Here is a 13,583-nt window from a genome sequence, read left to right on the forward strand (position 1 = left end):
CTCAACTTACAAATTGTGGATATAGGACAACAGCAATCCCGCGCCAAAATAGGAGGCCTTGGTATTGCCGGGATCGCCCAGCAAAGTATTGCCTTCATTAGGGTTGCTGAAGTTTACGGTTTGCATATACTTATCCGTTGTGCCGTATGATAGTAATAAGCCTGCCCGGAAGTTGAATTTTCGTTTTTTAATATTGGCACCTATCTGGCAATGGTAAATATTATAATATGCCGTGTTTGAAGTATAACCATTGCCCACATCTTTATATAAGCTGTTATCAGCATAATTATAATCGGTATGCAGTGATATAAAGCCGGTTACCTCTGGTTTTATCATATAGCTTGCCCCTATACCATAATTTAAGATCGATTTGCGGGCATCTTCAAATTGTAACACCTCAGTCCCATTATAATCGGATGGTGGTTCGCCTTTAATAAAGGTCGCATTGCGTGGTGTTATTATATCATACTCATTTACTTTGGTAAAGTATTCGGCCGCAAAATATATCTGCCCTTTATCAAAATCATAAGCATAGCCAAATGCTGTGCTCAACGGCATTTTATACTTAACCTTTAAGCTTTGCTGCCTTGTGTTAGCCAATAGGTTAAGCGTATCCTTTGGGCCAATTATTAAGTCGCTAACCTGTTGGTCGCTCAGTAAACTTGCGCTGCCTGCTATATGTAATAAAGGCGATGATACAGTAATACCAACATGGCTCCTGTCGGCATCGTAGGCTAAACCCGCTTTAAACCTGATCCCCACATTATAATATGATGCGAGGTATGATTCCAGCGTTGTGGCGATGGGTGGCAAGCCCTCTTCGTCACTGCTGCTGTTATATAACGCTCTTGAGCTGATATCGGTATTGTAGCTTTGCTTACGCAGATCGCCCTCGGCCGACAGGCCAAAAGAAAAATCATTGGAGATCTTAAATCCTCCGCTTATAATGCCCGAAGTCTCATTAGTGGTGTTAATGTTTTTATACTGCCCGAGGTAAACCTCGGGGCCGGGGCTGTAGGAGTCATTGAGCACATTAAACGTAGCATCCCGCTGTTGTGTAGCCTGGAAACTCATTACCGGGGTATGGGTAAGTGCGTAGCCCAAAGTGAAGGGATGATTGCCTTTAATAGCTATAACTGCCGATACCATTTGTGGAATAATACTGGCCGATGTGGAGTTAAGATCATAACCGGTACCCGCGCCGTTCTTTATTTTGATATCGCCGTATTGGTATACTGTTCCGCTGATGGATGCTGAACTTTTAGTGTTGTGTGATAATAAGGCGGGGTTTAAAAACATGACACCACTATCGCGGTTAAAGGCTACTACAGCGCCCGGGGTTAAATAACCTGCCGGATTATAACCCGACGACCAGTAGTTGGCGTCCTGTGCTTTGGCTGTTTGAACAAAAAGCACAGCACATAAAAATGTGATAAGGATTTTTGACATAGGCTTATTTTTTAATAAAAATATTATAAATTCACCATAAGAAAAAGTATTTATAAATCAATTTTTTAATAGTCAGTTAATTATGGCTGGTTATTTCACCTTTTAACCCGGTTTATGAAGGTCTTAAAAGTTATTGCTGCACTTATATACTTTATTATTTTCGCGGGTTTAATAAGCCTGCATGCGCAGGATCTGAGCTTTAGTCAGCCCATTAACTTCCTGCCTGCCGCCCATACCGATAAAGCTATTGATATTACCAATTTTAAAGGCGGCTATTTTGTAACCTGGAAGGATGCCGGATCAACCGGGAATATCCATGTGAGCTACATCGGCAACCAGAATAGCACCAATTTCTCAGCAAATGAAGCCACAGCCGGAAACGAAGAAAGCGCCTATGCGCCGGTTTTCAGGGTGGTTAATAACCACATATATGCCTTATGGTTAAGTACAGATGGTTCGTTAAAATATATGATTAATAACAGCGATACTTCTTTTAATACGGAAAGTATACATACACTAAGCTTTAACACCCCGGCAAAACTGAGATCAGGCATTACAGCGTCAACGGTTGATGGCAGACTGGTTATAGCATCGCATACTGATAGTAAATATGATATGGCAATAGCTGTAATTGATGCTGACGATAATGGCATACTTAAGCCTGCCGATCTGCAAACGATACCCGGTAAAAAGAGCGGGGAATATCCCTTTGTGGTAACGCTTTCAACTAATATAATCAGGATATGTTATAAGAGCTCCAGCGATCAGGGTGTTTATTATTCCGATTTTGATCCTGTGGCTAAAACATGGTCGGCTGATGTGCGGGTTGGCAAATCAAAAACACAGGTATCGCCAGCAGTATATCATTCCTTTAATACCACCAGGCTTTTTTACATCTGGAAAGGCTACAAACAGGATAATCATTTGTATTACGCCACCGAAACCGAGCAGGGGCGCCCTAATAATGAGCGTGTTTTACCCGACTTTTTTACAACAACAAACCCCGTATCTATTTGCACAGTAGATGATAAAAAGTTTATACTGGCATTTGTCGGCATGGATAAAAAATTGTACCTCAGTTATTTTACCAATTACAATCCCGCGCGCTGGATGGAGGATTTCCTGTTCCCGGCCAAGGGTAATTTAACCCTTAAGGATATTGTGATACCGGGTTCACATGATGCAGGCATGTCGGCATTAAACGGTACCGGTGGCGCGCAGGCGGGTTCTATCAATCCCTGCAATACGCTTACGCAAACACAAAATATCGGCAGCCAGTTAAATGCAGGTCTCAGGATGTTTGACCTACGGGTGGGTAAGTATAAAAATCAGTTCTACATAAAACATAGCTCCTCTGATTGTATGGGCGATGCTATCGGCGGGGGGTATGGCGAGCGCTTTAATGATATTCTTGATTCTGTTAAAACATTTTTAGATCATCATAAAAAAGAATTTATCATCTTAACATTCAGTCATTTTTGCCCAACTGAGGCTTCGGCAAGCAATGTTGCCGATTCTATTGTAAGCGTATTGGGTAAAGATCATATTTATAATAATAAGGGTAAAAGTATTGACCAGATAAAATTGAATGACCTGGCGGGAAAGGTGCTCATCGCCTTTGAAAAATATAGCTACCCGGATAAAATGATCGACTCCAACTCCATGGCCGATGCCGGGAAAACTTTCCTGAATTTCCGCAGAAAATACGCCGCTACTAACCAGATCACGAACCTTGTAGCTGCCGAAGAGCAGTTTTTTACGTCGATGAAGGATGGAGTAAGCAAAAATGATTTGATCCGTTTGGATTGGCAGCTTACGCAAAGTAGTGAGGAAGCTGCATTGGTTTGTAATGATTTTCAGAACGAGGATCTAAATCCTGTTATTAATAGTGTGATGTTGCTTACTAATGTGATCAAAAAAAATCAGAGTATAACCGATCTGGCTATATCTGGTAACAAATACATTATTGCTAAGGTTAACGAATGGATAAAAGCTGGTATAATCAACAAAAACAACAAGCCCAACATTGTATATGTGGATGCCGCTGGCGCATGGATAACCGATTATTGCATTCAGTTAAACAGTAAACCGGTATATAATTAAGGGCCCACAACCTTGATTTATCAGCCAAGTTTCAAATCTTACTTCTTCTACTGCAATTAATGAGCCCGCTGAGGGAATTTAATTATCTTCGGAGCGTTGAAGAAAGTAACGATTAATAAGATCCCCCTCAATAAAATGAAAAAGTCATTATTCTTAATTCCAGTATTTTTAATGCTGATAAATGTCGGCAGCTATGCCCAAAATAAAAAGGTAGCAGTTGTTACATTTTACATGAACAAACAAATCGACCTGTCGGAGTTTAGCGCGTCTAAAGATGTAGATATTCAAAGCAAGTTGAACGACGACCCGAAGTTTAACCTTGCGCCATTATTATCAAACTTCCACACCCGTTTTTTTAATAATTACGCGTCCAATTTCCCCTTCCTGCTTTTACCGGAGGGCGAGGTTGCCAATAATGATGCTTACAAGGCTTTCATCCCTATAGGCGGCGATAACAGCAAAGGTGCTTATGATGACAAGCATTACTTTTTACCTGTTGATGGCTATAAAGTTATTTTGCCTTTTGTGAGCCATGCCAACGAAAGAAAGCTGATAAAAATATTTAACCAATGCGATGGCGTGATGAAGGTATATGTATATTTTTCATTAGTGAAATATGGAGTTGCCGGAATGGGCGTAGTTAAAATTGAGGCGCATTCTGATATATCGTTATACAATAAAGATGGCGACCAGATATTCTCCATAAAAGAAGCGGCGAAATCAAGAAATATGAATACGCTTACCGGTGGCATCCCTAAAATGACAGCCGACAAAATATTGCCAATGTGCCAAAGCGCTATGGATGAGCTGATATCAACCGTGCAAAAGGACTTGCCTAAGCTGGTTAAAAACGGGGCTACGCTGTAAGCGGTTAATCCGTTTTAAGCATTTCGTATGGAGACACCATAAATAAAAAGGGAATCATGCTGAGGCACTCGAAGTATGCGGGTAATGGCCTTTACGCTTACCCTTCGAGTGCCTCAGGGTGACCCCACGCTCAATAATTGTAAGAAAATATATCTTCCGAATACTGATGATACAGAGACACAAAATATTGTGTCTCTACGCGTAAATCTTTTCATCTCATGTAGAGACGCAAAATTTTGCGTCTCCCATTTGTTAAACAGGCCTTACCGGCTCCAGGCCATAGGTTTTCATAATAGCCAGTACTTTTTGCATATCAGGCGGGCCGCCTGCGTTTATCACCTTTGCAATTTCACGAAAGTAAGCCGGGGCGATAGATGCCGGTGAAAGCGTACACAGCACCCGGGCAGTTTCATTGTGCAAATTATTGAAGCCATGCACAACACCCCTTTTTACAAAGCAATGGTCGCCCGCTTTCAATTCCACTATTTCGGTGCCGACGGTTTGGGTGATCGTCCCTTCCAGTATGTACAGCGTTTCATCTACCTCAACATGAAAATGCGGTGCAGGTACTTTTACATTTGGTGGTACAATCATTTCAAACTGCACCAATGTGCCGTCGGTGTCATCGCCATCCAGCAAAAAATCAAGCTCGAGGCCGCCCATGCGGATAGTTTCTTTAATAAATGGGAACATCGTGATTTATGGTTTAAATAAGATAGCTAAATGTAATAATTATCTATTGGAAATTGTAAAAACTTACCGGCCTGGTGTAGCATTTTAGTTTTTGCACCCGTAATGAATATAATTAACTCCTATTATTCGTCATGAAAAGTTCAAAAAAATTAAAGTCGGTTTTGGCAGGTGTTGGTTTTGTGAGTTTGTTATCTATTATGTTGCTTTCCTGTTTAAAGGATCATAACACATATGTAACGGTGCCAACTGCCCAATTAATGGTTGTTCAAGGTTCACCGGATGCGCCAGCAGAAATTCTTTACCTAAACACAAACAGAGTAACCTCCCAACCCTACAATTATGGGGATTGGGTTGGTTACTTTAATGCGTACACAGGCACCCGCCAGGTTGTGTTGTATAATTATGCCTCGCAATCAGTAATTGTATCAGATACGATTGGTTTAAAACAGGGTGTTGCTTATTCATTATTTCTGGGGAATACCTATACCAAACCGGATTTTATTTTGCTGAAGGATACCATTTCGCAGCCTGCAAGCGGAAAAGCAAGCATCAGGTTTGTTGATGTAAGTCCGGATGCCGGCGCGGTTGATCTGTCGGCAAATAATACAGTGTTGGTTTCAAACAAAACCTACAAAGGCGCATCATCGTTTTTGCCGGTTAATGGTAATAACACTACTTATAGTTTCCAGGTGCTAAAAAGCGGAACCAGTACTGTTTTAGCTACGCTAAGTAATATTACTATTCAAAACGGGCAGGTTTATACGGTTTGGCTGCACGGCCTTGCAGCAGGCACAGGTACTGCAGCACTAAAAGCGGATATTATTACGAATGCCTCTTATTAAGAGCGACAAATATTTAATAAAACAGGGTTACATGTAGCGTAATGACTGCTGTTGCCGTAATGTAATTATAATATAATACTATAATATGAAGATAAAATTAATTTACCTTATGCCCTTAATGGCGGTTTTGTTGATCACGGCATGTTCAAAAACAAGTAACAATTCGACCCCTGTTGTTTTACCAACTGGGAATTTTACCGGCCAGTTTTTACGTGTTCACTATAACAAAACAAACTTAAAGTACGATACGCTAAAGGCTAATCTTAATTTAGCCATGGCGCAAAGTACTGGCTTTGCCATTACCGGCGATACCTCTACCCTGCATGCAGGTAGTTATGGTTCATATGCGGCAAATGCTTACTATATTCAGTTTGTTGATGCAACATATTCGGCAGCTGCACCTTTTACCAAGTATCACCTATCGGGTGTATATAATTATACCTATGATGGCTCAACATTAGGTATTTATATAATTTATGGTGATACCGTAAAACTGCAATACAATTTTAAAAAGACCACCAATTAAATTATTATTCATACCGGTGAATAGATAATTTTGTAATTCCGAAAGGGTACAGGGTCTTAAAATAACAGGGCCCTGTATCTTTTTTTAAAGATCTGGCGATAATCAATATTAACAAGGAACAGGTTAATGCTAAAACCGGCCCGCATTGCAGAAGAAGAGCTTATAGCGCAATGTAAAAAAGGTAGTTTAAAGTACCAGGAAATGTTGTATACTCAATTTTATGGCTTTGCTATGGGCATTGGTTTGCGCTACAGTATTAACAGAGATGATGCCTTAGAGGCTGTAAATGATGCATTTATAAAAATATTTAAAAATATAAACGAATATAATCCGGCCCGGCCCTTTAAAGCCTGGCTGGCAACGGTTGTAATTAATACAGCCATTGATAGGCGCCGAAAAGAACTAAAGCACCAGCTAAATACAGACCTGGATGATGCCATGATGGTGCAACATTCTGTTAGTACCGCTGATAACCTGGATGCGCAGGATATTTTAAAACTGCTGGGCCAGCTGCCTGCTATACATGCCACTATTTTTAATATGTATGAAATTGATGGCTACAATCACGATGAAATTTCACAAATGCTGGGGATAGCAACAAGCTCGTCGAGGGTATACCTTACGCGAGCGAAAGAAAAATTAAGAAAGTTATTATTAATCACTACATATAATGAGCGACGATCAGTTAGATGATGACTTAAAGAAACGCATTAAGCAGGTGTTTGATAATTACGAAGACAACACCGCTGATGAAGGCTGGCTGCTGCTCCGGGAGAAATACCCTGAGAAGGGGGAGAAAGACCGCGTTATATTCTGGCTGTGGCGTATTGCAGGTGTGGCGGCACTTTTACTAATGGCATTAGGGCTTGGGCTATGGCTGAATTTTCATGAATCGGGTAAACAAAATATTGCCCAGCATAATAAAAAGAGAGAAATTACTGATACAACTACCATCTCAAAAACAGCTGCTATACCTAATGATAAAAAGCAAGTAATAGATTCAGGGGCTAACCTTGCTTATCAGCAGCAGACTACAGTTGCAGCGCATTCGTATGGCGTTGTTAAAAATACCCCATCTGTACAAGCCGGTGTAAATAATTCCAGTTTATCTGCAAATGCGGGTAGTACATTATTCACAGCTAAGGTTGATAGCAGCGTCAAAAAAGATGTGGCTTATCAACGTGCGGATAAGGCGAAATCACCTGATACTATAAATAGCCATATAACTACTGCCATTGCAGATAATAAATCACCTTTAAAACTTATTTCTACAAGGCCTGCAACAGCGCCTGCTGAAAAAGAACAGCCCAAAGTAGTTGCCAATAACCCGGTAAACAAAGGCATGCAGGCGCTTTTTGATAAGGACGCACAAAACAGGGCCACACAAAATACCGAAGAACAAAAGCCAATTGATAAAAAGGTAGCGTTTGCCATATACGCGGCCACTTATGTAAACTATGCCAAAGGTAGTAACAAGCAATTTAATACCGGCGTTGGTGGAACAGCTGATATCAGGTTAACAGATAACCTGCGGCTTTCAACCGGTGTGTCTATAGGGCAAAATACCTTAAGCTATGCCAATAATACTACCGCAGTTGTGCCTATGGCATTAATGGCTGCAGCTTCGCATAATTTTACAACCGCCTCAAATATGCTATACTCAGTTGCGCCTGCATCAACCAATTTGAATGCGAATTTGGTTAACCTGGATATTCCTGTAGACCTGAAATATGTGTTTAACCCACAAAAAGGCAATACATATGTTTCGGCTGGTTTTAGTTCGGGTACATTTATTAATGAAACCTATAACACCATATATAATTATACTAACGGATCATCTGTACAGCAAACGGGAGATGCGAGCCATAAATCGTTCGATAATTTTTATTTTGCGCAGATGCTTAATGTATCCTTTGGTGTAGGCTATCCAGTTGGTAAAAATCAATTGATAATTGAACCATTCTTCAAATATCCGCTCAACGGGATGGGTGATGAACACCTGTTATTTGGCTCTGGGGGCTTAAACCTGAAATTTAATTTTGATCCGCCCAAAAGCAAACATTGATAATTGATCGATACCCAAATCATAGGTATTAGGAAGATTAAAAAAGGGTGTCATGCTGAGGCACTCGAAGCATGCGGGCAAAGGCCTTTACGCCTACCCTTCGAGTACCTCAGGGTGACCCTGTGACCCAATATTAAAATGCCGGGTACCGATAAATAATAGCTTATAAAATAGAGCGGATCAAACCGCCCTCAACCCTTATTGATGCCCCGTTTGTAGCCGAAGCCAGCGGACTAACATAGTAAGTCACGGTGTGGGCTACTTCATCAACCGTTGCAAACCTTTGCAGCAATGATGTAGGGCGCATGTTTTTAAAGAAATCTTCTTCAACTTTATCTGTTGATACATTGCCTGATTTTGCCAGGTCCTCAATAAAACCTCCTACTCCTTTTGATTTTGTTGGTCCCGGTAAAATAGCGTTAACTGTTACCTCAGTTCCCTGTGTTAGTTCTGCTAAACCGCGGCTGATAGCTAGTTGCGCTGTTTTGGTCATACCGTAGTGGATCATTTCATCAGGTATAAAAACGGCAGATTCGCTGGAGATAAAAATAATGCGCCCCCAGTTCTTCTTCAGCATCTTTGGCAAAAAATGGCGCGATAGACGTACACCGCTCAATACATTCACCTCAAAAAAACGGAACCAATCTTCATCAGGGATATCCTCAAAAGCTTTGGGCTCAAAAATACCCGCGTTATTGATCAGGATATCAATATCAGGCAGCTGATCGATTAAGTGTTTAACATCATCAGCTTTAGAAAAATCGGCTGGTATGCCCGATACCTTTGCACCTGCAACCAGAGCTTTCAATTCTTCAACTGCTTTACCAACGCCGTCCTGTGTGCGGCCGTTGATGATAACTTCTGTGCCCTCCTGTAATAAACTCTGGGCTATTGCAAAGCCAATGCCCGCTGTTGAGCCGCTTACAAAGGCTATTTTATTTTTAAGTTGTAAATCCATGTTTAAATGTTTTCGGCTAAATTATGGCATATGATTTCTAACTATATAATATCCATGTAAAACCTATAGCATTAGTCGTCGCTTGTTAAACATATTTTTAATTAAGTAATTAATTTACCTTCTGCTGCAATAATATAAACTTAAGAATGGGGGCATATAGGTTTTTAATATATTTTTTGCATTGTAGGGGTTATTGCCGGCTGTAATGTGTATTAAATAAATTAAATTTATAGCCCATTCTAACCCTTAATGTTAAATATCAAACGCGGTGCTAAGCATAAAGTCACAATTTTAAACTGTGGCAGATATCTGCAATTTGTTTTATTGTCATTAATATTTAGTGCTGATGCTCTTGCACAGGCGCCCAGTATCAGTTATAAAACCCCTCAAGTTTATCCAGTAAATATTCCAATTAGTACATTGATGCCTAAAAATGCAGGCGGCGCTGTGCCGGCTACTATTTACGGGCAGGTTACAACTTTTGCAGGAGGCCCAAATGGCAATGTATTTAATGGCCCTACCCGTATTTGCGAAGATGCAAGCGGTAATGTATATGTTGCCGACAGGGATAATAACGAGATAAAAAAAGTCACACCGGCTGGTGTGGTAACAGTATTCGCGAGTGGCTTTAATCAGCCCAATGGTGTTGCCATTGACAAAAACGGGAATGTATACGTAGCCGATGCAGCAAGTAACGCCATAAAACAAATTACGCCAAGTGGGGCAGTATCAATATTTGCAGGGGGCAGCCAGGGCTCGACAGATGGTAAAGGCGCAGCAGCAAGCTTTTATTACCCATACTCAGTTGCAGTGAATGCCGCAGGGGATGTATATGTAGCCGACGATGGGAGTAACCTGATAAGAAAGATAACACCTGCGGGAGTGGTAACTACCTTAGCCGGCAGTGGTTTCGGTTATGCCGATGGACAAGGCTCTGCTGCCAGTTTTGATAGTCCGAATTGCGTTAACACAGATGCCGCGGGGAATATTTATGTTAGCGATCAGCAAAATAACAGGATAAGAAAAATAACCCCTGCCGGCCTTGTTACTACAATTGCAGGTAATAGCAACGCAGGCGCTTTAAATGGTAATGGCATTTCGGCAACATTTAATTCTCCATCTGGAGTGGCAGTTGATGCGATAGGGAATATTTATGTAGCTGATCTGGGTAATAGCCTTATACGTAAAATAGATGTACAAGGTAATGTGACTACTCTTGCAGGTTCAAATACAATAAGTTATGCCGATGGCATAGGTACTGCAGCCGGTTTTTATCACCCAAATGATGTGCAGGTTGATCCCAATGGCTTTCTGCTGGTAGATGATTACGGGAATAGTGCTATCCGGAAAATAATTATTACAGGTTATACCATTGATAAAACATTGCCCCCGGGTTTAACTTTCGATCCAACAACCGGTATCATCAGCGGTACGCCGACAGCTATTTCATCGTCAACTAATTACACGGTTACTGCTTATAATACAAGTGGTAGCAGCAGTACAATTGTAGACATTACAGTAACGGCTACAGCACCACCACCTATTCTTAATCCCCCAATAATAAGCTACCAAACCCCACAGGTTTATGCCGTAAATACAACCATTACGGCATTGGCCCCAACCAACACTGGTGGCGCAGTGCCACCAAACCCATATGGCCAGGTTACCACATTTGCAGGTACAGGAACAGTCGGTTCGGCAGATGGGTTAGGCACAGCAGCAAGCTTTAATGACCCCAGGGGGATAGCTGTTGATAATGCAAACAATATTTATGTTGCAGATAATGGAAACAATAAGATAAGAAAGATAACTCCTGCGGGCCTGGTAAGTACAGTTGCGGGGAGTGGCGTTGCTGGTGCAGTAAACGGTACCGGTGTAAATGCAAGTTTCACCAATCCTACCGGATTAACAGTAGATGCCGCGGGCAATATATATGTGGCTGATTCAGGGAATCAGCTGATCAGGAAAATAACGCCTAATGGCGCGGTAACTACCTACGCCGGTAGTGGTTTTGTAGGTGTTAATGATGGGACAGCAAGTAATGCCAGCTTTAATTTTCCTAATGATGTAATTGTTGATAATGCCGGGACCCTGTATGTTTCAGATTATGTAAATGATGAGATTCGTAAAGTTACCACTACTGGCACGGTTAGCACCCTGGCGGGTACCCCGGCAATCGGTTCGGCAGACGGAACTGGTTCTTCCGCCAGTTTCTATAATCCCGCTGGTTTAACCTTTGATGCATCAGGCAATATTATAGTGGCCGACGCGGACAATGAATTAATAAGGAAAGTAACTCCGGTGGGCGTGGTTACAACCATTGCAGGTGATGGTACTAAAGGGGCAAATGATGGAACAGCAAAAGCCTCAAATTTTCGATATCCAGAAGGGGTTACCTATGATGCATCAGGCAATTTATATATAGCGGATACCTTTAATTCGCTTATCCGTAAAATGGACCCGGCAGGTAATGTAACAACCTTCGCCGGTGTTGCAGATGTTTCCGGTCTTAAAAATGGCGACAGGTTATCAGCCAACTTTAATGCCCCATTTGGTATAGTTGCAGATCATAACGGCAATTTATATATATCAGATGAAGCCAACTTCGCGATCAGGGAAATAGCATTAACGGGCTATACTATTGATAAGCCCCTGCCGGCCGGCCTGGTATTCGATAACACAACAGGTATTATCAGTGGTACGCCAACAGTAACTTCGCCTGCTACAAATTATACCATTACTGCCTACAATACAAGTGGCAGCGGGAGCGCGGTTGTAAATATTACAGTATTAGCTGCTGGATTTTCATTTCCTGCCATCCCCGCAAAAACAATGTGCTCTGCTGATTTTGACCCCGGTGCTACAGGCGGCAGCGGCACATATACCTATACCAGCAGCAATACCGCTGTTGCCACTATTGTAGCAGGGATGATTCATATTGTTGGGCCCGGCACATCAATCATTACAGCCAATGATGGCTCAGGGCCACAAACGCAAACATTAACGGTTAATCCATATGTTATACCATCAATAAGTATATCGCCAGATACTTATAGTTCATGCCAGGGTTTATCGGTTACTTATACAGCAACGGCAGTAAATGGAGGGGTTAACCCTACTTACCAATGGAATGTGAATGGGCAGCCTGCAGGCACCAACAGTGCTTCATTTACCAGTACTACATTAAACACAGGCGATATTATAACCTGTACCCTCACCAATAATAGCGATTGTACACAGGGCCCGGTTACCTCAAATAATGCGACTATAACAGCATCGCCATATGTTACCCCGGCACTTAAAATACAAAACATAACCAGCAATAGCGTACCGGCCGGAACAGATATTACATTTACCGCTACACCTACCAATGGCGGCACTAACCCCAGCTACCAGTGGCAAGTAAATGGCGCAAGCGTGGGTACTGACGGCCCTGTGTTTACCAGTAATTGCTTTAATGACGGAGATATAGTTACCTGTATACTTACTAATGCGGGAGGCGCATGCCTTACTACTTTAACTGCAACATCAAACCCAATTGCGGTAACTATTACTAATTCATTAGCGGTGAGTATTACGGCTTCTGCCACCACGGTATACGCGGGTACACCGGTTACGTTTACAGCTACATCAAGTATTAATCCTGTAGTGTATCAATGGATGGTGAACAATAAGAATGTGGGTGTCAGCAGCTCTAATTTTATTACTACAACGCTCCATAATGGTGATGTAGTTACCTGTACGGTTATGTTAGCCAGTGGCTGTAGCGTATCAGCAGTTAGCAACCCCATAGTAATAACAATTATGCTGACAGCGGACATCGCTATCCCCAATGCTTTTACACCTAATGGGGATGGTATTAACGATTTGTGGGATATACCGGCATTGGCTAATTTCCCCAATTGCATCGTGAATATTTACAACAGGTATGGCATATTGTTGTATAACTCACGGGGCTACAGTAAGCCTTGGGATGGTAATTATAATGGCAGCAAACTGCCCGTATCAACCTATTATTATGTGATTGACCTGGGGGGCAAAAGCCCTAAGCTGAGTGGTTATATTACGCTTATCAGGTAA

The 13,583-nt window shown here is 41.7% G+C and carries 10 protein-coding genes; 7 read left to right on the forward strand and 3 right to left on the reverse strand.

Annotated features, from left to right (window positions below):
* Positions 1-6 precede the first annotated feature (6 nt).
* The gene (locus tag BLU33_RS23765) at positions 7-1,449 is read right to left on the reverse strand and encodes a hypothetical protein (protein WP_091379383.1); all 1,443 of its coding nucleotides are present in this window, start codon (positions 1,447-1,449) and stop codon (positions 7-9) included.
* A gap of 114 nt (positions 1,450-1,563) precedes the next feature.
* On the opposite strand from BLU33_RS23765, the gene BLU33_RS23770 reads away from it, so the two are divergent.
* Both BLU33_RS23770 and BLU33_RS23775 read left to right on the forward strand, forming a co-directional pair.
* The gene (locus tag BLU33_RS23770; RefSeq protein WP_091379386.1) at positions 1,564-3,552 is read left to right on the forward strand and encodes a phosphatidylinositol-specific phospholipase C domain-containing protein; all 1,989 of its coding nucleotides are present in this window, start codon (positions 1,564-1,566) and stop codon (positions 3,550-3,552) included.
* A gap of 135 nt (positions 3,553-3,687) precedes the next feature.
* Positions 3,688-4,419, forward strand: a complete 732-nt coding sequence (locus BLU33_RS23775) for a hypothetical protein (RefSeq protein ID WP_091379389.1) — start codon at positions 3,688-3,690, stop codon at positions 4,417-4,419.
* Positions 4,420-4,671: 252 nt separating this feature from the next.
* Here BLU33_RS23775 and BLU33_RS23780 read toward each other — a convergent pair whose 3' ends face one another.
* Positions 4,672-5,112, reverse strand: coding sequence for a cupin domain-containing protein (locus BLU33_RS23780; RefSeq protein WP_091379392.1), 441 nt, complete (start codon positions 5,110-5,112; stop codon positions 4,672-4,674).
* 131 nt (positions 5,113-5,243) lie between these two features.
* Here BLU33_RS23780 and BLU33_RS23785 point away from each other — a divergent pair, with 131 nt between their 5' ends.
* From BLU33_RS23785 to BLU33_RS23800, 4 genes are all read left to right on the forward strand, one after another.
* On the forward strand, positions 5,244-5,954 hold the full coding sequence (locus BLU33_RS23785; protein WP_091379395.1) for a DUF4397 domain-containing protein: 711 nt from the start codon (positions 5,244-5,246) through the stop codon (positions 5,952-5,954).
* An 85-nt stretch (positions 5,955-6,039) separates the two neighbouring features.
* Positions 6,040-6,480: a hypothetical protein gene (locus BLU33_RS23790; RefSeq protein WP_091379397.1), complete on the forward strand. Its 441-nt coding sequence runs from the start codon at positions 6,040-6,042 to the stop codon at positions 6,478-6,480.
* Between the two features lie 126 nt (positions 6,481-6,606).
* Positions 6,607-7,173, forward strand: a complete 567-nt coding sequence (locus BLU33_RS23795; protein ID WP_091379399.1) for an RNA polymerase sigma factor — start codon at positions 6,607-6,609, stop codon at positions 7,171-7,173.
* Entirely contained in the window at positions 7,151-8,545 is a 1,395-nt protein-coding gene (locus tag BLU33_RS23800) for a hypothetical protein (protein ID WP_091379401.1), read from the forward strand. Before BLU33_RS23795 ends, BLU33_RS23800 begins: the two co-directional genes overlap by 23 nt.
* A gap of 163 nt (positions 8,546-8,708) precedes the next feature.
* Here the strand turns inward: BLU33_RS23800 and BLU33_RS23805 are convergent, their stop codons facing one another.
* Complete coding sequence (locus BLU33_RS23805; protein WP_091379405.1) at positions 8,709-9,503, reverse strand: SDR family NAD(P)-dependent oxidoreductase; 795 nt, start codon at positions 9,501-9,503, stop codon at positions 8,709-8,711.
* A 423-nt stretch (positions 9,504-9,926) separates the two neighbouring features.
* Here BLU33_RS23805 and BLU33_RS23810 point away from each other — a divergent pair, with 423 nt between their 5' ends.
* Positions 9,927-13,583, forward strand: a complete 3,657-nt coding sequence (locus BLU33_RS23810) for an NHL domain-containing protein (protein WP_172829291.1) — start codon at positions 9,927-9,929, stop codon at positions 13,581-13,583.

This window comes from Mucilaginibacter mallensis (assembly GCF_900105165.1).
GTDB lineage: Bacteria > Bacteroidota > Bacteroidia > Sphingobacteriales > Sphingobacteriaceae > Mucilaginibacter > Mucilaginibacter mallensis.